This is a genomic window from Brevibacillus sp. FSL L8-0520, from assembly GCF_037963895.1.
Lineage (GTDB): Bacteria > Bacillota > Bacilli > Brevibacillales > Brevibacillaceae > Brevibacillus > Brevibacillus borstelensis.
This window is the reverse complement of record NZ_CP150171.1, coordinates 2,884,885-2,907,047: the sequence shown is the minus strand read 5'-3', so window position 1 is coordinate 2,907,047 and position 22,163 is coordinate 2,884,885. Positions and strand designations below refer to the sequence as shown.

24 protein-coding genes and 1 pseudogene are annotated in these 22,163 nt (G+C 45.0%); 10 read left to right on the top strand and 15 right to left on the bottom strand.

Going from position 1 to position 22,163, the window contains the following annotated elements; all coding sequences use genetic code 11:
* The first annotated feature begins 102 nt into the window (after positions 1-102).
* Positions 103-567: an SRPBCC family protein gene (locus NSQ24_RS14505; protein ID WP_003385594.1), complete on the top strand. Its 465-nt coding sequence runs from the start codon at positions 103-105 to the stop codon at positions 565-567.
* A gap of 746 nt (positions 568-1,313) precedes the next feature.
* Here the strand turns inward: NSQ24_RS14505 and NSQ24_RS14500 are convergent.
* A complete protein-coding gene (locus NSQ24_RS14500; RefSeq protein WP_264484573.1) occupies positions 1,314-1,442 on the bottom strand; it encodes a hypothetical protein in 129 nt (42 codons plus the stop codon).
* A 961-nt stretch (positions 1,443-2,403) separates the two neighbouring features.
* A complete protein-coding gene (locus tag NSQ24_RS14495) occupies positions 2,404-2,802 on the bottom strand; it encodes a hypothetical protein (protein WP_003390545.1) in 399 nt (132 codons plus the stop codon).
* A 122-nt stretch (positions 2,803-2,924) separates the two neighbouring features.
* Between NSQ24_RS14495 and NSQ24_RS14490 the strand changes: the two genes are divergently transcribed.
* Entirely contained in the window at positions 2,925-3,242 is a 318-nt protein-coding gene (locus tag NSQ24_RS14490; RefSeq protein ID WP_031933044.1) for a hypothetical protein, read from the top strand.
* 870 nt (positions 3,243-4,112) lie between these two features.
* On the opposite strand, the gene NSQ24_RS14485 is transcribed toward NSQ24_RS14490, so the two are convergent.
* Positions 4,113-4,313 (bottom strand): hypothetical protein, encoded by a 201-nt coding sequence (locus NSQ24_RS14485; protein ID WP_003390542.1) that lies wholly within the window; start codon positions 4,311-4,313, stop codon positions 4,113-4,115.
* 168 nt (positions 4,314-4,481) lie between these two features.
* Here NSQ24_RS14485 and NSQ24_RS14480 point away from each other — a divergent pair.
* From NSQ24_RS14480 to NSQ24_RS14465, 4 genes are all read left to right on the top strand, one after another.
* A protein-coding gene (locus NSQ24_RS14480; RefSeq protein WP_339166086.1) for an IS3 family transposase occupies positions 4,482-5,605 on the top strand; the annotation gives its coding sequence in 2 pieces (ribosomal slippage) (positions 4,482-4,731 and positions 4,731-5,605; 1,125 coding nt in all).
* 68 nt (positions 5,606-5,673) lie between these two features.
* The gene (locus NSQ24_RS14475; protein WP_264484574.1) at positions 5,674-5,805 is read left to right on the top strand and encodes a hypothetical protein; all 132 of its coding nucleotides are present in this window, start codon (positions 5,674-5,676) and stop codon (positions 5,803-5,805) included.
* Between the two features lie 305 nt (positions 5,806-6,110).
* On the top strand, positions 6,111-6,734 hold the full coding sequence (plsY, locus tag NSQ24_RS14470; protein ID WP_003390540.1) for a glycerol-3-phosphate 1-O-acyltransferase PlsY: 624 nt from the start codon (positions 6,111-6,113) through the stop codon (positions 6,732-6,734).
* 522 nt (positions 6,735-7,256) lie between these two features.
* Positions 7,257-8,471 carry an IS256 family transposase gene (locus NSQ24_RS14465; protein ID WP_338462527.1) on the top strand — a complete coding sequence of 405 codons (1,215 nt, stop codon included), beginning with the start codon at positions 7,257-7,259 and terminating at the stop codon, positions 8,469-8,471.
* Positions 8,472-9,137: 666 nt separating this feature from the next.
* Here NSQ24_RS14465 and istB read toward each other — a convergent pair.
* Both istB and istA read right to left on the bottom strand, forming a co-directional pair.
* Positions 9,138-9,881: an IS21-like element helper ATPase IstB gene (istB, locus tag NSQ24_RS14460; RefSeq protein WP_025846873.1), complete on the bottom strand. Its 744-nt coding sequence runs from the start codon at positions 9,879-9,881 to the stop codon at positions 9,138-9,140.
* Positions 9,878-11,386 carry an IS21 family transposase gene (gene istA / locus NSQ24_RS14455; protein ID WP_251256056.1) on the bottom strand — a complete coding sequence of 503 codons (1,509 nt, stop codon included), beginning with the start codon at positions 11,384-11,386 and terminating at the stop codon, positions 9,878-9,880. Before istA ends, istB begins: the two co-directional genes overlap by 4 nt.
* A 406-nt stretch (positions 11,387-11,792) precedes the next feature.
* Here istA and NSQ24_RS14450 point away from each other — a divergent pair, with 406 nt between their 5' ends.
* Positions 11,793-12,377, top strand: a complete 585-nt coding sequence (locus NSQ24_RS14450; protein ID WP_024983650.1) for a hypothetical protein — start codon at positions 11,793-11,795, stop codon at positions 12,375-12,377.
* A 114-nt stretch (positions 12,378-12,491) separates the two neighbouring features.
* On the opposite strand, the gene NSQ24_RS14445 is transcribed toward NSQ24_RS14450, so the two are convergent.
* Positions 12,492-13,472, bottom strand: a complete 981-nt coding sequence (locus tag NSQ24_RS14445) for an NAD(P)H-quinone oxidoreductase (RefSeq protein WP_003390534.1) — start codon at positions 13,470-13,472, stop codon at positions 12,492-12,494.
* A 275-nt stretch (positions 13,473-13,747) separates the two neighbouring features.
* On the opposite strand from NSQ24_RS14445, the gene NSQ24_RS14440 reads away from it, so the two are divergent.
* On the top strand, positions 13,748-13,915 hold the full coding sequence (locus NSQ24_RS14440) for a hypothetical protein (protein WP_339166082.1): 168 nt from the start codon (positions 13,748-13,750) through the stop codon (positions 13,913-13,915).
* A 151-nt stretch (positions 13,916-14,066) separates the two neighbouring features.
* Here the strand turns inward: NSQ24_RS14440 and NSQ24_RS14435 are convergent, their stop codons facing one another.
* From NSQ24_RS14435 to NSQ24_RS14410, 6 genes and pseudogenes are all read right to left on the bottom strand, one after another.
* Positions 14,067-14,243: a hypothetical protein gene (locus NSQ24_RS14435; protein ID WP_170208387.1), complete on the bottom strand. Its 177-nt coding sequence runs from the start codon at positions 14,241-14,243 to the stop codon at positions 14,067-14,069.
* 396 nt (positions 14,244-14,639) lie between these two features.
* Positions 14,640-14,978 (bottom strand): hypothetical protein, encoded by a 339-nt coding sequence (locus NSQ24_RS14430; protein ID WP_003390533.1) that lies wholly within the window; start codon positions 14,976-14,978, stop codon positions 14,640-14,642.
* Positions 14,979-15,161: 183 nt separating this feature from the next.
* Positions 15,162-15,722, bottom strand: coding sequence for a GNAT family N-acetyltransferase (locus NSQ24_RS14425; RefSeq protein WP_003390532.1), 561 nt, complete (start codon positions 15,720-15,722; stop codon positions 15,162-15,164).
* 51 nt (positions 15,723-15,773) lie between these two features.
* Positions 15,774-16,097, bottom strand: a pseudogene (locus tag NSQ24_RS14420) (MOSC domain-containing protein); the annotation flags it as partial.
* Positions 16,098-16,343: 246 nt separating this feature from the next.
* Positions 16,344-16,691, bottom strand: coding sequence for a DUF2512 family protein (locus NSQ24_RS14415; RefSeq protein ID WP_024983646.1), 348 nt, complete (start codon positions 16,689-16,691; stop codon positions 16,344-16,346).
* Positions 16,692-17,175: 484 nt separating this feature from the next.
* Positions 17,176-17,556 carry a hypothetical protein gene (locus NSQ24_RS14410; protein ID WP_024983645.1) on the bottom strand — a complete coding sequence of 127 codons (381 nt, stop codon included), beginning with the start codon at positions 17,554-17,556 and terminating at the stop codon, positions 17,176-17,178.
* Between the two features lie 562 nt (positions 17,557-18,118).
* On the opposite strand from NSQ24_RS14410, the gene NSQ24_RS14405 reads away from it, so the two are divergent.
* Positions 18,119-18,949, top strand: a complete 831-nt coding sequence (locus tag NSQ24_RS14405; protein ID WP_024983643.1) for a prohibitin family protein — start codon at positions 18,119-18,121, stop codon at positions 18,947-18,949.
* Positions 18,950-19,020: 71 nt separating this feature from the next.
* Here the strand turns inward: NSQ24_RS14405 and NSQ24_RS14400 are convergent, their stop codons facing one another.
* Together NSQ24_RS14400 and NSQ24_RS14395 are read right to left on the bottom strand one after the other, a co-directional pair.
* The gene (locus NSQ24_RS14400) at positions 19,021-19,239 is read right to left on the bottom strand and encodes a hypothetical protein (RefSeq protein ID WP_003390524.1); all 219 of its coding nucleotides are present in this window, start codon (positions 19,237-19,239) and stop codon (positions 19,021-19,023) included.
* A gap of 140 nt (positions 19,240-19,379) precedes the next feature.
* The gene (locus NSQ24_RS14395; protein ID WP_339166078.1) at positions 19,380-20,279 is read right to left on the bottom strand and encodes a hypothetical protein; all 900 of its coding nucleotides are present in this window, start codon (positions 20,277-20,279) and stop codon (positions 19,380-19,382) included.
* A gap of 865 nt (positions 20,280-21,144) precedes the next feature.
* On the opposite strand from NSQ24_RS14395, the gene NSQ24_RS14390 reads away from it, so the two are divergent.
* A complete protein-coding gene (locus NSQ24_RS14390) occupies positions 21,145-21,417 on the top strand; it encodes a hypothetical protein (protein WP_003390522.1) in 273 nt (90 codons plus the stop codon).
* A gap of 251 nt (positions 21,418-21,668) precedes the next feature.
* Here NSQ24_RS14390 and NSQ24_RS14385 read toward each other — a convergent pair whose 3' ends face one another.
* The gene (locus tag NSQ24_RS14385; protein WP_339166076.1) at positions 21,669-22,016 is read right to left on the bottom strand and encodes an MmcQ/YjbR family DNA-binding protein; all 348 of its coding nucleotides are present in this window, start codon (positions 22,014-22,016) and stop codon (positions 21,669-21,671) included.
* Positions 22,017-22,163 lie beyond the last annotated feature (147 nt).

The following is a 22,163-nucleotide window of genomic DNA, read 5'->3' as shown; positions in this document are numbered from 1 at the left end:
TGATGACGGTTTCCCCGTGTCATATGGAAAGGAATGCAAGGGAAGCTGCTTTGTGCTATAGGTTTAGCAAGTCGAAGTCAATTTCATTTTGGAGGGATTGACATGAACCAAAACAACGAAAGCGGAGCGCAAGTAGGCGAACGCGAGATTGTGATCACTCGCGTATTGGATGCTCCACGCGATCTTGTGTTTGATGCCTGGACGAAAGAGGAGTACCTGTCAAAGTGGTGGGGACCTCAAGGCTTTACGTTGACTCTTCAGAAGTTTGAGATGAAACCGGGCGGTACATGGCAATTTATCATGCACGGTCCAGATGGCGTTGACTATCCCAACACCAATGTTTTTGTCGAGGTCGTTAAACCCGAGCGAATCGTCATCAAACACGATGTTTTTCCTCATTTTCTGGCCACAGCCATTTTTGAGGATCTGGATGGTAAGACCAGACTTACGTACAGCACCGTTTTCGAAGAAACTGCCGCTATATTCGAAAAGGTGAAAGTATATGCCGTCCCAGGTGCCGAACAGACCATGGATCGCCTGGAGGAGCTTTTGGCAAGCATATCGTAAAAGGAAGAGGCAAGCCTGGTATTTCGGACCTTTTCATGGATTTAAAAATTTGTAAGGGCGGCCAAACAGGTTTCCTTTCAGATCAATAACAGTGAGGGAGTACCTACTATTGATTCCTTATCGGGCAAATCTAACAGAAATAGAAATGACCTTCCTTTATTGTTGATTGCATCTCCCTTGATTTACAAGGGTTTTTAGATAAGTACGGGTTTGCAGGGATACTGTTTTTCCTTCTTTTCAGGCTAGCGGCGAGGGTTCGAGCACCATCACCCGCTACATCGAATCAGAGTGTTGAAACCTTGAAAAATCAAGGTTTTTTCTTTTTGTCTGAGGGTTGCAGGGGAAGTGAAAATGAAGCCAAAGAAGGAGCGCTGACGGATTGTTGGACGAAATTTCTTCGGACATTCCTGGTGAGGGAACCTAGTTTTTCCTATCATTGCAATCCAGACAACCAGGATTTACAAGCGTGCGGGTGACAGGGTGAGGTGAACGTGATCTGTACGATAGCAGCCATTGAATTAACATAATCATGATTATGTTAAAAAGCAGCTCAATTATGTAAAGATTATATCGAGGAAAAGTAGCTAAACGATGAACCATATGCAGAAACCATTGCTACTCTTTGGGAGGCGGTGTGAGGACCCGGATTAGAATTCAGAGTTTGCGTGATCGGCAACTCCGACCGCCTCCAATTACAGAAACTTTTGTCAGGACAGGTCGGAGAGATGGCGCTCACGGATTAGCATCTAGACGCACCACCATTCATTTGGTTTTGGTATGCATGTAATACTTGCGGCTTGAGCATTATGCAAAGGAACTGCGAGCAAAGCAAGAGCAAATGCAAGAGACAAAGAAGCAGCAAGGAACTTATTCATGGGATCACCTCCTTACTGAAAGTTGTTAATATTCTATCATTATTTGGGTTTATTGTAAAATGGCGGGTGGATGATATATGAGCTTTCAAACCTGCTCAAAATGCTAAATGCCGTGGTAAATGATGATGTAGTTTTCGTGAAAAGCCCGATCCGCAATAGCTGCCAAAGTTGTTAGGATTTTAGTTCTCATCCATAACAAAGTCGCCAGTGAGTTGGCGTGTTGAAGGCGCCAGAGAAAACAGGTGTGACCAACCTAAGCAAATGTCTTTGAGAAGTCTTGCACCTTCGTGACGAATGAACGTTATACCGTGGTAATTGAAACCGATGTGGTTTTCTTTCGTTGAGGGATTAAAAGGAAGGGATCCAACGAAGAGAGTCCCATATGTAGATAACAAGATTATCACTTATAACTACCTGCTCAACTTTCACTCCGCACTAAGAAAAACTCATGTGTAAGGCCCATTTTTTGATCACCTAGAGTTTGCTAAGAGGCTTTTTACTAAGCAGTGATTTTGTAACTCATTTCCGCTCGGATACAGGGGTTTCATTTGGGCCGACATGAAAAACCGGATAACAGAAATGACAAAAATACTGATCCCAAAGAGTGAATGAAGTAAGTGCCACAATGGATACAAGTATCGCCGCAAGAAACGAGTGGCGGCCTTTTGAGTAAGCTTTAATTAGATAACAGTATGAGAAGAAAATGATAGTGATTAGTATGAACAAGAAAAATGCGAATGATTTTACGATCGCAGCACCAATCAGGAATCCGGAGGGTGAAGGTTTGGCTGCGATTACAGCCAGGACTGGAGACAAAACCAGTATGTAAATAATAAGCCCGATAAAATAAGGGAGTCGCATTCAAAATCATCCTTATTTGAACAAGAGTCGAGTAAATTATAACTCTATTCGTTGCTAATGGATCATGAGATTGGTGTCTTCACAAAAAAACACATCTCACCTATTCTTTTACATCAATTTCCCAAACTTCTGAACCAGTAATAGTTCCTTTCTCTACAGAAAATCGAAGGGTATATTTTCCTGATTCTTGGAAGAAAACGGTCCCTTCATATCCATCCTCGTAAGGTTGCATGACAATACTCACGTGTTGGTTATTGTCAAAGTAGGTTACTTTTACCAGTGCGTTCCGTAACGGCCTATCGTTGTAATACAAATTGCTCGCTACATCAATTGGAGTTTTGGCTACAATTCCATTGGCAGAACCGGCTTGTAAGTTCCAATCAAATTTATTTCTTTGGGCTGGTGATGAGTCAAGTAAGAATCTTGCAGGTATTAAAAGCGCAAATAAGAGAGGAAGAACAACTATTAAGTTCCCCGATGTAAAAAGTTTTTTGTTCAAAATGAAATACCTCCGATTCAAGTGTTGGTATTGTTTCCACTATAAGGACGAAGGTAGTGGTAATTTGTTACAATTCGATTCGATTTTTCAAATCACTCAATTTGTAAAGAAGGGGTAAAGGCATGGAACAGGAAAAGGAAAAGCAATCCTTTTTAAAGATGGTCCGCATTCTTCATAAAGGAGTTCAAATCATTCCAGTCGGGTGGGAACGGTTCCTGAAAAAATACGGAATGACTGATGAGGAAATCGAACAAGCAGCAAGGTATGAAGTCCGGGTGTGTAGGGGCGATTTTTTCTTACCGAGGATTTGCAACAGGAGGAACGGCTTAGATTTTACAAAACATATCGGGAACAAAGGAAAACGTAATCGTCCCAGAAAGAAAAGATATCAATCCCATCACACCATTTTTTGTAATCGAAAAGCTCAGGGTTTTGAATAAGTTGAAACGACCGAGAAACCCATTGTTGGATGTAATAATTTCGATTGGATGATGCTTGCTCTACAAAAAGTCGGACTTCCTCAAGGTAGTTTTTATCTTTTACTATTCCAACTGCATCACCTACAAATAGGTATAGGCAAGCTAGAAAGACTTTTCGTTTAGCCTTCGCTACTTTCGGATTCATTGATAGTGATAGTAGTAAAGGAGCGGTACTTAAATCAGTAAGAAAAAGGTCCCAATCTTGATGAGGGAATTCTGTGTCATTAGAGAAGGCCCAGTCATTGATGGCATAAACCATCGTATCAACCACTTTCTATAGAATCCCCAATTGAGGGAGATTTGGGTAATAACTCGGCCAAAAATTATACCACGGAGGTCTAACCGTGAGGGGAAGGGAAGATCAGCGCACAAGAGTAACTGTCATTTCTGGAACCAGTAGATGCCGCAAGCAGTGAGCTTCGGATTTTTCAAAGCAAAAGGAGCTGTCATTTACCAAAAGAGAAATTGTGATGAGGAGGAAGCCAATAAACAGAAAAGGGTACATAAAGTACCCTTAAGCTCCAGTCCCGTTATGGAAAGATCTACACAAGTTCAATTAATAAATTTCTTGGCAAACACGTTGTGCATAACACCCTTGTGTTTCAGCAGCTGTAGCACCAGCAGTTACAGACATAACCATTACCACAGAAAAAACAACAGCAAGCAACTTTTTCATCGGATCACCTCCTCACAGAAAGTTCTGACAATAACGTATCATTTTAGGGAGATTCTGTAAACAGCATTTTTTCATGAGATATCGAAGCTTAACACAATATTTCGATGGAAATACGGAGCTGGTGCCCCTCATTCGAGGAAACACCAGCTGCTGGGTTAGTCTTGTTGTGACACACCATCTGTACCAAACAAACGCCTCAAGACGACCTGTGTAACTTCTGACACACGTTCAAAAACAAAAGCGACTTCCAAATCGTGTGGCTGTACATGGTAACGACTTACACCGAGTTGTGAAAGTTCATTACTGATTCGCAGCGCGTCATGGAGACTTACAAAAAAGTACAGACGCTTGGTCATAGTTCTCACCCCCTTCCGCAACTAACGGTAGCAGAAGAGGTATGAGGCAGAAAAAGAAAAGTCCCCATGCTGGAGATCGAAAGTATATGGATCGGCTACACTGAATTGGACAATTCTCTTAAGGTCTAGTAGATTGAAATCAAATCGACAAGGAACGGAGAGAATGTCATGCAGAAACGTGAGCGTCGGTCATTTACAGACGAGTTCAAGCAGCAGATGGTTCAACTTTACGAGAATGGGAAACCGCGTGCAGATATTTTGAGAGAATATGATCTGAGTGCATCTGCGTTTGACCGTTGGGTCAAACAGAGTAGAACAACAGGTTCTTTCAAAGAAAAAGACAACCGAACCGAGGAAGAAAAGGAACTCATAGCGCTGCGTAAGGAAATCCAACGGTTGAAGATGGAAAACGATATTTTAAAGCAAGCAGCGCTGATCTTCGGACGAAAATAACGGTAATCCAGCAAAACGCTCATAAGTATCCCATATCGGCCATGTGCAAGATCCTTCAGGTCAATAGGAGTACCTACTACTACGAGAGCAATGAGCAATCATCTGTCAATGATGAAGTGGAACAAGCAATTATCCGTATTTTTGAAGAGAATCAGCGCGTGTATGGAGCAAGGAAAATCAAAGCAAAGCTTCAAGAAGAGGGAATGACGGTTTCCAGACGGCGCATTGGACGTCTGATGAAGAAAAACGGCTTGGTCTCGGTCTATACAGTGGCGCAGTATAAACCGCATATGTCGTCATGTAACGAATCGCCGATCCAGAACGAACTGAATCGCGAGTTTGCGAAAGAAGCACCACTGGAAGCCGTTGTGAGTGACTTGACATACGTTCGGGTCGCCAATAAATGGCACTATATTTGTTTGCTCGTGGACTTATTTAATCGGGAGATCATCGGTTACAGCTGCGGAAAATTTAAAGATGCCGCACTAGTCTATCAAGCATTGGCAAGCGTAAAAGGAGATCTACGCCAAATCCAGCTTTTTCACACAGATCGTGGCAGTGAGTTTAGAAATCTCACGATTGATGAAGTGATCAACACGTTCAAGATCAAGCGTTCATTGAGTATGAAAGGCTGTCCCTATGACAATGCAGTTGCGGAGGCAACCTTTAAGCTGATCAAAGCCGAGTTCGTGAGAAATCGCAAATTTGAATCGCTATCTCAGTTAAAGCAAGAGCTAGGAACATACGTCAAATGGTTTAACGAAGCTAGGATTCATTCCACACTAGGATATCTAAGCCCATTAGCGTACAAAGAGAAGGCACTTAAGAAATCTGTCTAGTCAGGTGTTGACAATCCAATATACGCTACCAACGTTATACCATGGCAAAACGCGAGGGGGTACGGAAGATGAGCGCACAGATGTCTTTTCTGCCGAAGCTAAACCGTAAAGAGACACGGAGAAGGGGAGAGGAAGCCCAGGAAACGGCTCGAATTTACAACCAGATCGGATTCGCTCGTCGGCAAAATCCCTCCCTTTAAACTTGCGAGAACATCTGAAAAAATAAGAGATATGTTATAATGAAGCCAGGAAACAAAAATATCTGAAAATTACCGAATGTAAGAATTCTGAGAGAGAACACCTCCAAAGAATGGCAAATATGAGAGAAAACATCCCTATATATTCTATTTGCTTGGCAAGGGTTCATAAATATGCTTGGCAAAATATTTGGCCGCAGTCATTCATTGATATAACCAATGGGTAAAGGAGGCAGGTTTGACGGCGGATGAACCCTGTATAGATGGATAAATAAAAGAAAATGAGAATACTCCAAGGGAGAAGAGCGATGATTGATATTATAAAGCTTTTGGCAGCCTTAATTTTGGGCTACCTTTTGGGCAGCCTGAATACCGCAGTAATTGTAGGGAACATATACGGCACGGACATAAGAAGCCATGGAAGCAAAAGCGCCGGACTTACCAATACGCTGAGGGTACTTGGGAAATCTGCTGCGGTGTTAGTTCTTGCGGGAGATATATTAAAAGGGATCATTGCCTGTATGATAGGCTTGTACATTGGCGTTTACTTTTATTCGGGAGAGGCTAAAGAATGCGTAAGCCTTTTAGCGGCAGGCGCAGGAGCGGTTATTGGGCATAACTGGCCGGTATATTTTGGCTTTAAAGGGGGCAAGGGAGCACTTACAGCAGTGGCTGTGCTGTTCATGGTTGACTGGGTGATGGCCCTTTTATGCCTTGGCTTTTTTGTGATAATAGTAGCTTTGACCCGTTATGTTTCTTTAGGCACAATATGTGCAACAGTGCTTTTTGCGGTTATTTCATTTATTCCTGTTTTTGGGAATACCTTGTATTTTTATATATTTGCGTGCCTAATGGCGCTTATGGTTGTTTTCAGGCATACGGCAAATATACAAAGGCTGCTCTCAGGAACAGAAAATAAGCTTCTTTTTTGATGTTTTTACCGTGTTGAGCGTGTTGATGATTGGTGCTATGCGCCATGGTGGTTTTCTTTCTTGGGACGACGATCTGGATATAGCGTTTAATGAGGCCTGAATAAAAAATTCAGGGTTGCTTACAAGCGGGATAGGGGACTCCAGAAGTTTTTCATTCAATGTATCTTTGCGGAGGGAGAGTACCCGAGGCAATAGCCATTTTTACAAAAAAAAGTAAATAAGCTAGCGTCACGGGTAATTGATTATTCATAGTGAGGGGATGAAGGGGCAAGGTAGTCTATCAATTCAACAATCCCCCAAAACATGACGAATGTTATCAGTACATAAATCCATTTTTTACGAAGCGAATGGGAGTTTACGATAAAACCCCAACTAACGAGGAGAACTGTAATCAAAATGATTGATACGATATCGATCATGCGGAATCCACTCCTTCACGCTCCTTTCCGAGTCTGTAAAATATTTTGTGTAAACTCTCAACCTCTAAACTACAATTAGGAGTAGAAAGGTTGGGAGATTTTTATGATGTCAAAAGAGCAGATCAAGCAGTGGATCAAAGAGAAAAACATGAAGTCAGTGGACGACGTACAGTCAGCGTTAAAGGATCTATTCGCAGACACAATCCAAGAAATGCTGGAAGCTGAAATCGAGTCTTCTCTTGGATACGCCAAGCATGACATGAAAAACAAGCGGACAACCAACAGCCGCAATGGGTATAGCAAGAAAACCGTCCGTTCTGAGTACGGGGATGTCGACATCCAAGTCCCTCGAGATCGAGAGGGTGATTTTGAGCCAAACATTGTAAAGAAACATCAGTCCAACGTGACAGGGATCGAAGATCAAATTCTTGCCCTCTATGCCAAAGGCGTATCCACACGCGATATCCAAGACCATCTGCAGCAGCTCTATGGCATCGAAGTCTCACCAACGCTCATATCGAATGTAACCAATAAGATTGTACCGATGATCAAAGAGTGGCAAAATCGCCCCTTGCAAGCGGTTTATGCTGTTGTTTTCCTTGACGCCATCCACTTTAAGGTAAAACAGGACGGAGCTATCGTCAATAAAGCAGCCTATATGGTAATTGGTATTGACCTTGACGGTCATAAAGATGTGCTTGGGATCTGGATTGGGGAGAATGAATCGGCAAAATTCTGGCTGCATGTACTCAATGAACTGAAAAATCGTGGGGTCCAGGATATTCTTATTACAAGCGTCGATAACCTTCGTGGCTTTACAGAAGCCATTTCAGCATGTTATCCGAAAACGGAGATTCAGAAGTGTGTCATCCATCAAATCCGAAATTCCATCAAATATGTTTCCTATAAGGATCTCAAAAAGATCACGTCCGAGCTAAAACCCATCTATAAAGCTCCAACGGAGCAAGCCGCGTTGGAAGAGCTTGAGCAGTTTGAACAAACCTGGGGCAGTAAATATCCCTTGATGGTTCGTTCCTGGCGGAATAACTGGGACGAGATCGCCACTTTCTTTAAATATCCTCCCGAGATTCGAAAGCTGATCTATACAACTAACGTCATCGAGAGTTATCATCGACAGCTTCGAAAGGTGACAAAGGGAAAAGCCATGTTTCCCACAGACGATGCCCTTTTGAAGATGTTATATCTCGTAACCATGGATGTTCTGCGAAAATGGACGGGACGAGTCCAGAACTGGGGCCAGATTCTCTTACAGCTATCCGTTTTCTTTGAAGATCGGGTACAGCCGTACATCCGTTAGCAAATGAAAGGCTTCATCCCCGAAGGGATTATCTTTCTCTCCACCAACGCGTCAAGGGTTCGCTTCGCCTCACGCCCTTGACTCTATTGGCTCCGAAAAAGATGTCCCAATTAGGGGGATGAAACCTGTTCATATATCGGTTGATTGAGTTTACACAAAAATCTTGACAGACCCTCCTTTCCGTATGGAATGGTAGACATGATGACAGGTTTTCAAAAAAAGAAAGAGCGGACACCTGTAAGTAAGGTGCCAGCCCAGATAGAACCCCCACATTTTGTCGGGGTTTTCTTCAGTCCAAAGGGCACATGAAGCCCCCCTCATAAGAGTCCTGTAAGTTCTTAATTCATAATCACACACCATGGAACCATCGCACACGATGGACGAACTTCCGCTGGCTTGGCAGCAAGCGCAGCACTCGATACAGACAGAACCAGCATGACAGAAAAAACAATCGCAGCGATCTTCTTCATCATTCCACACCCCAAATTTGTAATTTTATGTTAATTTTATCCCAAGTTACATCTGGTTTCAACCGTAAAAGGTAATAATTTCCTCGTTTTCATCCGCCTGTGAATGTCAATCAAAATGTTGACCACCGTGCTCATCAAAAAATTGACCACCATGGCAAAAATCAATCCACCCGTCGGGTGGGTAACTTTTTCATGATCACGATCTTTGAATGCTCTGCTTAAAGCGATAGCTGTCTCCATTCATTGCAAAGATATGGGCACGATGGGTAAGCCGATCAACCAGGGCTGACGTCATTTGCTCATCTTTGAAAATCTGTGTCCATTCCGTAAATTCCAGATTACTGGTAATGATCATGCTTCCTTTCTCATAGCGGGCCGCACAAAATTGGAATAATAACTCCGCCCCGGTCCGACTCAGAGGGACAAACCCGACTTCATCCAAAATAATCAAATCTGTTTTCAACCATTGCCTCTCTAGCTGGAGGATTCGCTTTTGGGACTGAGCTTCCATAAGCTCGTTACATATTTTAGCGGCAGTCCAAAACTGAACGGAATAGCCATGATGGCAAGCTTCCTTCCCGAGTGCAATGGAGAGATGAGTTTTGCCAGTGCCAGAGTTTCCGATAAACATGATGTTCTCTGCCTTTTCGATGTACTCACAACGAGCCAGTTGAAGCAATTTGGGCTTATTGAGGGACGGAATCGCCGAGAATTCAAATTGATCGAGCGTTTTCATAGAAGGGAATTTGGCGTGCTTGATGCGACTCGCGATTTGGTTAGCATCCCTTTGCTGAACTTCTTGCTCTAGTAGGGCTAAGAGGAACTCCTCGTAGGGAATTTGCCGTTCAGCAGCATCATGGGCGATTTCCTTATAGACACGTTTAATCGCAGGTAAGCGAAGGCGTTTCGCGTAGGTTTCAAGCAGGAAACTCGTACTCAATGAACCACACTCCTTTTCTGTAACAAACGATTGTACTGGCTAAGATCTGGGGCCTTTACCTGAATACGTGGAACAGAGCTATCCTCCGCCAACGAGAGTTGGGGCAAACGGTGTTCCGGCAATGTTCGCTGAAACAATAATTGCCTTACGGCATCATACTGGAACATCCCTTTTTGGCAGGCCTCCCCCAGTGCTTCTTCGACGAGAGAAGTATCGAATTCACGGTGCAAAAGCAAGAGTCGAACGAACTCCTTCATCCCTCCTGGTCGGTTACGGCACTTGTCCAAGAACTTTTGGTAAATGGCGGGTAATCCTGCCTGATGCAATGGTCTAGCATAAAGAACTGCTCCTGGGCGAATAAGAAGTAAATCCAGATAATGATCGTATTGCAAAATCTCCTTTCCTTTTTCCAAGCACCGCTCATGCGTCGCAATCAGGCTTTTTCCGTGATACACCTCAATTTTTTCAGCAAATACTCGGCAAATAAGTTGGGTCGATGCATAGGAAACCGGGACGGAATAGGCATTTTTTTCAATGTGGATCATGGATAGCGTATTGCTTTTCACGGGTACAACACGGAAACAATCCAATGGCCGTGGAGGCAATGGAAGCATGATGGGCAACTCTTGAACAAATGCTTCTCCAACCGTTAGGGAAGACCGGGGAACGGTTGTATTCTCGTAAGAGATACATTTTTCGAGGAGGATTTGATTTAGCTCCTCCAGAGAAGAAACACTAGGAACAGGTGCAAAAAATTGCCTCTGGGCAAACTGTACGAGGTTTTCCACTTGGCCTTTTTGATGCCCTTTTCCCGGATCACAGAAATAGCTTTCAAACAGGTAGTGGGCACGTAGCTGAATAAATCGCTCTTGTTCCTCGCGATTTTTGCCTTCCAATACCTTCTTAACGGCTGTTGTCAGGTTGTCGTATGTGATGACTTGGGGAACAGCACCGAAAAATTCAAAAGCATCTACATGACCTTGGAGAAGAGCCTCTTGCTTCTGATGAGCAAATGTCTTGATGAAAATCTTTCTGCTGTATGTGCAACGCATACAAAAGACTTGAACCTTCACTTGTTTCCCTTGTAAATGAACCGTAACCTCACCCCAGTCAAATTGGGCAAATCGCCCTGGCGGGAAATCAAGAGGGACAAATGCTTTAGGAGGAGAAACCCGCAACTCTCTGACGTAGCGTCGTACAGTAGATTCACCGCCGGTGAATCCATGTTCGTCAACGAGTCTCTGGTAAATACGTTTGGCAGTATGACGCTGCTTCGGGGGAGCCTGTTCATCTTGACGCAGCCATTCCAAGATGATGGGCTTGACAAAATCAATGACTGGCTTCGGCTTCGGTTTTGAAAGCTGGTATACAGGGATTTCCGTTGATGTCAAGGCTTTTCGTATCACTTGACGCGAGTAGCCAGTTTCGCGAGAAATTTGACGAATCGACTTCCCTAGCAGAAAGTGTTGTTTCCTGATAAACTCATAATTAGCCATCTGAAGCATTTCCTTTCCTCCTATATCTTGTTGTCTAGACAACTACAAGATACAGGAAAGAGGTGCTCAGGTGGTCAACTTTTTTATGAGCGATGTACCACTAGGTGGTCAATTATTAGATTAGCATTCACAAAAGTCCGATAATGCCGCGATATCGATGCCCGTCAAAGGCCCGAGCCAAGCGCTCATACAGAAGGAGAAGGGGAGAAGTCGAGAGATGCGATCCGATTGCGGACAATGATTGCAACGATCAATGAACCGATTACAGCTTTGAGCGGTTCCGCTCCTAATAAAAAAGGTTGTAACGGCGCAGCTTCGGCTCTTTCACGAAAAGACGGCGGAGAACCAGCTTAAACTGCATCCAGTATAATTGCCCTGAAGGATTTGGTATAATCTGGATGGTGGGAGGGGTGTCATGAAGCTGATTGCCTACGTTTTGCTAATGATCATTGTTTTAACGGGCTGCAGCACTGATAAGGAGCAGGAAATCCAGCCGTTGGATGCATCTTACTCAGAACAAAAGGCTGTACTGGCTCCAACGGAGGAAGATATGCCCGCTGCTCTCTTGGACATAAACAAATTGGTACAATCAACCCGAGGGCTTCCTGATCAAGCGGGCGGAGTAGAGGAACTGCTCGGAAAACCGCTCAAAACAGAGCAAGGTGAATGGACGTTATATGGTTCGGGAGCAAAGACCCCGTTTATCAGGCATTATTATGAACATGCCGTAGGAACGGTATCTGTTATGTACATTGACGGCAATATTGCCCATATAAACGTAGAATTTGCGGAACCATTGCATGATTCGGGCGACGAGATGAAAGCGTTGGAACTGATAGGGATCGTGAAAGACGATTTCCTTAAGAAAATTGCGGAAGAATCGAATTATACACGCTTTATTTTGAGGGATTTCTATTACGCGGACGTGATTCATGGAAAACCGGATAAGCCAGCTTTCATTCTCGGGATAAAGGTTGTGACAGATGAAACGTACGAATAGCCGAAGGCATTGAACCGAAATAGTGAACAGGGCACCCTTACCAAAGAAACCTCACCCAAACAGGTGAGGTTTTTTCTGTTGAAGCATTTGCAATACGGTTATGCATTTCAAAAACTACTCCATGAATTGAAGGATGATCTTCCCGATATTGCGGTTCTCTTCCATATACACATGAGCTTTATCTACCATTTCAATCGGAAATACGGTGTCGATGACAGGATGTACTTCTTTTCTTTCCAGATATGCCCCAACATTTTCCATGAATTCTTTCGTTAAAAGAGCTTTGTATTCGTCGCTTCTTGGCGTCAGCAATGTCCCTGTCAATTGGACGCATTTCGCCATCAAGGAAAACAAATGTACGCTTTCCACTTCACTTCCGCCTAAAATGCCGATGAGGACCCAGCGCCCTTCCTTTTTTATACTCGCCAGGTTTTTCTCCCAATACGCAGCGCCAATAAAGTCCAGAATCAAATCGGCACCGCGCCCGTTTGTAGACTTCAGAACCTCTTCTTCAAATGCCTGCTCTTTGTAATTGATCGTGACGTCGGCTCCCAACTCCCGGCAGAAATCCAGTTTTCTCTGGGAACCGGCAGTCACGATTACTTTTGCGTTACACAGTTTTTTTGCCAACTGAATGGCGGCTGTCCCAACTCCGCTGGCACCAGCATGGATTAAGACGGTTTCATTTTTTTGCAGCTTGCCGATCCAAAATAACGTTTGATAGGCAGTGAGGAACACTTCGGGAATGGATGCCGCTTCTTCAAACGATAAAGACTCGGGGATTTTCATTGCCCGATCGGCTGGCATGATGGCAAACTCGGCATAGCCGCCGCCATTGACCAATCCCATCACTCTGTCACCTGCGGAAAGGGAGCTGTATCCGTTCGTTTCTACAACTGTACCGGCTATTTCAACACCTAAAACAGGGTTTGCGGCATACCCTGCCTTTCCTTCGCGTGTAATGATATCGGTTCGATTTACTGCCGCTGCATGTACGCGTACAAGCAATTCTCCTTGCTTTGGTTCGGGGATTGGCAAATTGGCAATCTCAAGTTGATCGGGACCGCCTGGCTTTTTGACGATAACTGCTTTCATCATGAACCACTTCCTATAACGTATATGGTGATGAAGGTACATACCTTGTGGATGCAAAAACAAAAATGGAAAGCGAAGGCAACCATCTCTTTCATATGGAACAACTTTCCTGGTTCTTACCATAACATATTTGCCTGGAAATGAAAGCTATGGTCTTCTTACTGTTTCCCAAAAGTCTTGCTCAGACTCGTCACGGCGTATAAACCAGTGACAGGCATGCAGATGGGGTCAGCTTTTTGCAATTGGAGACAATAAGGCGAGGGGAGGTGAAGGAAATGTCTCTAGGCAATGAAGACAAAAGTCAGCAGCAGGAGATGGGACATGACGGTAGCAATATGCATGGCTATTCCCTGACAAAAAAGGAGCATAGTCTGGCTGCAAACGCAGGCAAAGGAACTGTAGAGCCCGAAAAACAGGGTGAAAAGGTAAATGAAGTAGCCTAGCGTGCTGCTAAGTTAACACATGAATAGCGAAAAACAAAAACAGGCCCTCCGGCGGTGAGTTTATGGCTGTGACCAAGGAGGGGCCTTTGCTTTGAACGGCATAAAAAACACCTTCACAGCATTAGGTGAAGGCGCGAATCATGTTGCAGAGTTAGAGATCTACTTTTGTTATTCCCCTAGCTGCTGGCGTTGCTTCATCTTCGTCTGGTGTCGGGAACATCTGGTATTGATGACGTCTGACGATTTCACTTTCATCCAGGGTAGAGGTTACGGTGTTTGTTTCAGTTTGGTTTGCTTCCTGTTTGCCTTTTTCAACGCGGTCTGCCATCCAAGTCACCCCCTCAAAAAGCTAGTCTCTTCAGGAAGTTTGGACGTTATACAGGGACACTTGAGTGTCATGGAAAGGGGGCCCATTTCTATCCCGCATACATATCAGAGAGATGCATACAAAAAACGCGCCCGAGAGAGCGCGCAGACATTAGAAATGGTGATGATTGTTGTGCATCTGACTTAGTGTCTGGTGAGCGATTGAATCGTCCATCGAGTGCTTTTGAGCGTATTCATCCCGCTTTTTCATACTAATTGATCCGCTTAGACACCATGCTAAACCAACCAAAACAAGTAATCCGCCGAAAACATACAGCACTGGCATCACCCCTTAATCAGGTTACTTTTAGTTTAGCAAATATTACCACATAAGTCATTACCCAATCAAATTCGACGATCAAGGTGCAAATCCATAAAACAGCAAGATAAAAATGAAATTCAAAACAAAACCGGCTCCAATCGCAAGCGGAATATATAAGAGGCTCAGAAGTACGCCGAGAAACAGGGGAAGCTCTTTACTTTTCGCAAAGCGGATCAGTCCAACAAATCCAGCTACCAACAGCGGGACGATATACAAAAAGGCGAACAGGCTGACCCATTCGATTAATGTGTGAAAAGCTTCTTGCGGAACAGGACCCTGTTTCATATGATAGGCCTCGATGATATACAACCTTCCGAACCAAAAGACAGCCGAAAGAACGATATAGTAATAAACGAATAGTCTTGATTGACGCATATCTGTTCACTCCGATTCGGGATGCTTTCTATAAACATTAAACCGAAGAGAACATGAATGAAAAAAGTACCAACTTTTTTTGGTACCTTTGCTTGACGTCCACTTGATGTCATTACTGCTCTTTTTATATACAAAAAAACAACAGGCTGTCATAAGCCTGATGCCAGGAACTGAACTTTTTCATCATTTTACTTTGGCAAACACACAGGTATCCCTCAATTCCTTTCCGTCTACAGATAGCAAGTCGTTGCGTAAAATCCCTTCCAGTACAAATCCTAATCTTTCCGGAATGGCACGACTTTTCACGTTCTGGGGATCACACCGAATTTCCACACGCCGTGCTTTTAATTCCTCAAAGGCAAAGGCGGTAATTCCTTGGACAGCTTCTGTCATGTATCCGTTTCCGCTAAAGCGGGTGTCGATCCAGTAGCCGATCTCAAACTTGGGGATGGCCCAATTGATGCGATGGAGTCCAGATGAGGCGATAAAATCGCCGGACTCTTTATGAAATACCAGAAGTCGCAAGTCCTCCCGTTTCAAAAAATCCAAATGAGATTTACGGATGCTGATTTCTACATCCTGTTCTGTCTGTTCATGATGGGCGAAAGGCATCACAGGCTTTAGCTCTTCGAGAGAAGCGGTGATCGCTTGGAAAACAGCTTTGCCGTCTCCTGGTTTTGGCATTCGGATTAACAGCCGATCCGTGCAAAATTCACTCGGGAAATCAAGCAGCAGTGGATTCATTTTCATTTCTCTCCCATTCTATTTCTCATTGTAGTGTAGGTGCCTGACTTTTCAGACGCGATCAAGCGGTCGGTACGGTTCCGGCGGGAGCTCTACGCAGATTGGATCGCCAGGCTTAACTTCTCCGTCCGCCAGCACGATTCCCATGATTCCCGCCTTGCGGATCAGGTTGCCATGCTCGTCGTGATCCAAAAGTGCTGCCATCAGACCTGGCAGGAAGCGGTCCAACTGAGCACAAGGATTGCGTAATCCGGTAATCTCTACAAGCGCCGTTTCGCCCAGCCGGAGCCTGGTACCTACTGGCAGCCCAAGCAGGTTAATGCCGCGTGTTGTGATATTCTCTCCCAACTGCCCGGCAGAGACAGTAAACCCGGCCCCCTTTAATTCATCAAATGCTGACCGCTACTACCTCCGTTGTCTGTTTCATTCTATACGACACCTCCTGTTGTCATTGTAACCGGAAGAAGCTGGGAGAGCGAGTCATTTGCCGCACATCATACACAGAACTTTATGGAGGGGAACAAAAAAGCCAAAAGATCAGGGGTTCGTTTGTTCACCCGGATCTTTTGGCCAAATGGCTGTTGATTCACTGCCGAAATAATACTGTGTCTGAAGCGAAGCTTACGTACCTTGTCTTTCCTGCTCGTCGACTCTTCCCAGAAAGCGGTGGTAAAAAAACTCGGCAACACCAAGCACTACTACCGTAAAAAGCATTTCACCAAAACTGAAGTTCCAATTCATGAAGGCGGAAACAGCCCATAAGTAGACAGCTGCCAGGATTGCATCGGAAACAGTTGCGATCAGGTTATTCGAAGCGCGCAAGATAAGCTGGTCGCCGATCAGGTAGGCGATGATCGATAAACCTACCGATGTGACAATGCTGGCCCATATGGTTGCTTCCGTAAACCAGTAAATAAAAGGGACCAAGATGATACCATTTATTACCAGCTTGACTATAAAGCGATACAATGCCATCCACTCCATTCAAAATATCATTGGGAATATTATTTCTTTCTGGCGGCAGTGTTATTCGTCCATCAAGGAAGAATTATCAATGAAAAACCCCCATGCTTTGAGGGGACGAAAAGGGGAGGGCAGATGCAGGGCTGCGGTCAAGCTTTTGGCATAGGCATCCACGTCATCAATCGGCGGTTCAGGGCCACTGCATCCGGGACCGCACCAGTTTCCGTAAAAACAAGGAAACTTTCTTGATTTCCTGTCCCTGTACATTCCCATACGGATTCACCACGTTTGCGTGTTTTTTATCATCATATGGGGGAAACGGCTGGTTGATTGGATGCATCGCGAGGAAGAAGCGGAGCGGACTACTCGTCTTGAACTGCAAGTTCGTCATATGGCCAAAGAGCGGCCATTCATACGCAATGCTTCAAAGGCAGAATCTCTAGACACAGACGGAGAAAGCAGGGGGCGGCGGCGAGTAATGTGCGATGATTCATGTGCGCTCTATATATTCTGCCTGATAGGAATTGGCCCCTGCGTGAACGGAAAGCAATGTGTCGGCGTAGCCAACCAGACGATTGACCAATTCTTCGGATATTTGGTAGACCAGAGGATGGAGCTCCGGCTGATGGAGTGACGGATCATCGTAAATGATGGTTGTGTTTATAAAGACATCCCTGTTACCGTACAGATCGTAGTGGATGATCACTTTGCCTGCGGCACCTTCCGTCAACGGGTCTTTAAAGCCAGGCAGAAATACATACCACTCTTCCGCTGTTGCAGAGCGAAAGTTTTTCGTAAAAGTGAGACCGTTGATTTCCTCTTCAATTCGTTGTTTGATTTCCGGGGGGATGAGCGGTGTTATTTTTTCCATACCTGTAGGATGATCAACGAGGTACACGGTATATTCACCAAGTCGTGTGATCCTGACAGTACCTGTCATGGCGATCAGGCAGCCGAATTGTCGAACCACAGGACTCAGAGCTGTTATTGCGTGAAAGCGCTACTTATTCCTCCAGCTTATTTGAGGGTGTTTTGGTACAAAAAGTAAAAAGCAGTCTTGGCGATTTCGTTTGAAAACCCATGTCAGAGTCGAAAGTCACAATGATGTTCCGCTTGATAGAAGAAATGCTCTATGCAAATTTTTTTCACTGTAGTTATATCTTCCTGATTTCTTTTGCAAACGCAACCTTGGACAAGCATATGGCTGTCAAAAAGGGTACCTCTTTTATTCACGTCTATCTCTCTTTTGCCGTCAGGTTTCTCAGCGAGAACTGGCGGCTATTTGTTTGCCCGTGATCAGGAAAACCGCCGAGCTATTGTATCGAGAGCCGCAAACCAAACATTCGACGAATAGTGAGTAGGGTGAAATTTTTGAAACTTATGAAATCTGTTGTCGTATTACATAGATAAAGCCAGTCATAAAGGAGATGCGAATGGAAAATCAGAAAGTGACACAGCTCAATCCCAAATTGGGCGCCCCTAAGACGATTGTGACCATCATTGTCGCTCTCATCATCGGTTTCCTCATTTTTCAATCGGTAACGATAATCCAGGCGGGGCATCGTGGCGTTGTATTGCAGTTGGGAGCCGTTCAACCGCAAGTTTTTGACGAGGGTCTTCATTTCCGTATTCCCTTTATTCAAACGGTCATTCCGATGGAGGTACGGGTCCAAAAATCAGAGACCAGTCAAACTTCGGCCTCCCGGGATTTGCAGACCGTGGCAACAACCATCGCTGTCAACCATCATCTGGATGGCAATAATGTCAACAGGCTTTATCAGGAGGTGGGGATGGATTACGCTGCCAGGATAGTCGATCCTGCAATCGCCGAAGCGTTGAAAGCGGTAACAGCACAATATACGGCAGAAGAATTGATCTCCAAGCGCTCTGAAGTAAGTGCAAAAGTAAAAGAAGTGCTGAAGGAGAAGCTTGCTTCTTATTACATCGTCCTGGACGAAATCAACATCCGCGAGTTTAAATTCAGTGAAGAATTTGACCGTGCGATTGAAGCAAAGCAAGTCGCCGAGCAGCAAGCGCTCAAGTCAAAGCTTGATTTGGAACGGATCAAAATCGAGAAGGAGCAGGAAATTACGAAGGCTCAGGCACAGGCCGAAGCGCTCCGCCTGCAAAAACAGGAAGTTACACCTGAGTTGATTCAATTGAGGCAAATCGAAGCCCAACTGGAAGCGATTCGCCGCTGGGACGGGAAATTGCCAAATGTTACAGGGGGAGCCACTCCTTTTATTAACGTTGACAACAAGTAGTGTCAAAACCAGTGCCCTTTGGCGTAAGAATTGCTGAAGGGCTTTTCTGTCGTTTCGCAATAGGGGGTGGATTACTGCGGATAAGCCGTTCCATCCCCGCGAAAAAGCTTTCGCACCATCTCATAGAGCCTTCCAGACATATGGGGAAAAACGATTGCGTACTGATCTGCACCATTTCGCAAAAGAGCAACCGGTACCTCGACGAAATACGGGATTTTCATCAGATCGAGAATTTTTTTGTATTCTTCCAGTTGATTGTGATCCACCGTGTAATAAAAGGCTTTGTCCATAGCTATCACGCTCCTCTTCTTCATATTACCAAAGATGCGTTTTTGATAAAAACATCAGTTTCTTGCATCTATGTAACCAAAAAGCCCTTCTTGCACCAAGAAGAGCAATTTTAGCCGCAGGAGAGTAGGCCGTGCCCCTGTTATAAAGCATCATCTGGATCAACGGATTGGGCCGTCAGAGGAAAATCATCCGGGACAGAATCGATGTCTTCCGCGAGAGAATCTTCCGACTGAGCATCAACGCCTTCCGCGAGAGAATCTTCCGACTGAGCATCAATGCCTTCCGGGATAGAAGCAAAATCTTCTGACCGAGCATCAATGCCTTCCGGGATAGAAGCAAAATCTTCTGACCGAGCATCAAATCCTTCCGGAAGAGAGCCAAAATACGATTCAGTGCTCGCCGTGAGGTCATTTGTGACGAGAAGCCCATCAGTTGACAAGTCGTTCGTTGCAACCGGTTGATTCTTCTTATGGACCGCTCGTTTACGCCTGTCGTAGGTTATCGAATGGTTATTGTCATCGTCCTCGACGTGGTCACCGTCTCCGGCATCATCCTCAACCTCATCCGTCTTTTCAGGTTCAGTATCCTGCTCCTCATCCGGTTCAAATTGTGAATGGTCGTCACCTTCTTCAACCTGTGAGTCCATTTCGAACGCTGATTCAACCTCCGATCCTGCTGTTTCCTGTTCAAAGTCTTCTTCCAGTAGAGAATCCTCCCTTACACGATCTTTTTCCTTTAGAAGATCATTGTCGCTTCGCATGGCGATCTTTCTTTTCTTTGGCCGCACTTCAACCGACACGTTTGCTTTGCTTTTGGCCAATCTGCGCAAATAGGCACAAGTCCTGCTTATTTTTGCTTTGTTTGAACCTATTACGAGAATGGTCGTGCCGGGCAAGAGCCTCTTTTTTAAAGCGCGGTGCAGCTTTATCCTGCTTGTAAAGTGGCGTGCGCGTTTTTGGGGAAAACCGGAGCGAGTGGCTGCCCGGGAGATGCACCTGGCGTACGGACCGAGCGTGTAGAGGTAATCCACTTTCTTCATTGCCACATATCGGCCGATCCGTGCATATTCTTTTCGTGTGTATTTTCCCTGCATAGTGCCGAATACCGCGATGTTGGTTCCTTTTTCATTCTGGACCAGAATGTCGAGAGCGGCTTTTACAGCCGAAGGGCGTGCGATGGAGGTACCCTCTATGACGCGAATATCGTTTTGGACGTGAGATACTCCCGGCCGCCGCTGGGACAAACCGGCCTGGATCTCATGTGGAGCATATCCGGATGTGTGACTGGCTGCGATCGCCTTGAGCGCGTCCACAATGTTTTGGAACCCTTGACGAATATCTCTTTTTGCTAACCTATCCAAAACAACAATAGCTCTGCGGTATTGCGGCTGTTTCTGGCGTGTACGGATACGGGCATTGCTTGTCAGCACGTGTTTGCCTGATGCATAGACTCTCCGGCGTTTCTTGAGAATGGGTGCGGGCATTTCTTTGATGGGCGCTTCACCCGTTTTGTCAGTTACAGCGATGATGACGTTTCCGTTTCTGCTCGACTTTTTGACAGCTCCAGACCGGATGGAACGAACCCGAAGCGATTTGACCACTTTTTTCTGCGATGTCCTGCCCTTATCTTTCTGCGGCGAATTGATCTTTGTCGCTGTTCTTTTTGGGAAGCCATTTTTTTTCGATCGTTCTTGTCTCAATCTGTTTAGTTTCCCTCCCTACAAACAATGTGGGCAGCGCTGACATATACTATGTCTGGATGAGACAGCCCGTATAGACGAAAAGCTTTCAAATATTTGCCGAGGATAGACGGGTCAAGTTCTTTTTTTCGTAAAAAAAGAGCCAATCCCGGTTGGGTGGCTCCAAATGAAAATGTAGTAGCTAACGTAAAAACGATTCACGAGTATGAAAGCGATCTTGCACGACTATTTGGCCGGATTGTTGAAGAGGCTCAGTATCTTCTATCTCTGTCTCGACGACGGCGGCAGCATTCAGGTGGACACCAACGACAGTGATCGGGGCAATATCTGCGTCTGGATGGGGGACGATATTGATCCCGTTGAGTTGGCCATTGTGGACTTTGTGCTGACCAATACGGGCTCTGTGAGGACCATTGCGGACTTTGTGGTGACCATTGAGAACTTTGACCTGACCCTCGCCAAGGATAAGAATACATGAACTTCATCCTCTCCATTTTTTCTTGGATTACCATACCTGTATATTCTCGTTCACGTAATTGTGGATAGACAGGTGACCTGAAGGCAGGGGAAACAGGCTGAAATCCATCGGCTTATCGCCTGCGGGCGGGGGAAAGAGAGGGAAATGTTTCATTGTCAAGTGAATCATTGCGGTTATTTCTGGTTTATGTAACAGAGCAGATATGATGAAAAGAAAAGGCCGTACATCATGACTGCAATGCTTGTCCGTTCTTACGAGTGGATCAGCTGCTGCTTCGCTTTCGGAAGACCTTTGAAAACCAAATGATAGGAAAGGTCAATTTGGCTCAACAGTTCTTGCTCCGGGACGGTGCCATCCACTTCGACTGTATTCCAGTGACGTTTATTGAGATGGTATCCCGGTTTGATTGCGTGATACTGGAAACGCAAAGTCTCTGCAAGATCCGGTTCGCACTTCAAGCTTATCTGCAGTCCGTTTTCTCCAGTTGCAAGCAAGGCAAACATTTTCCCCCCGACCTTCATGACGTGTATATCCTCACCAAACGGAAAATCCTCTGCTGCTCCTTTTTTGTCGAGACAGTATTGTCTCAGCTCCAGCATATTCACTAGAATCCCTCAGCTTTCAAGAAATGGGTAAACGAGGTGATACTCTGTTCATGATAGTTGGAACATGCCGGCATTGGCAACAGAACCCCGGATATTTTGACCAGAGGCGGCACATAGTAACAGAGTGCGATCGTTTGCAAT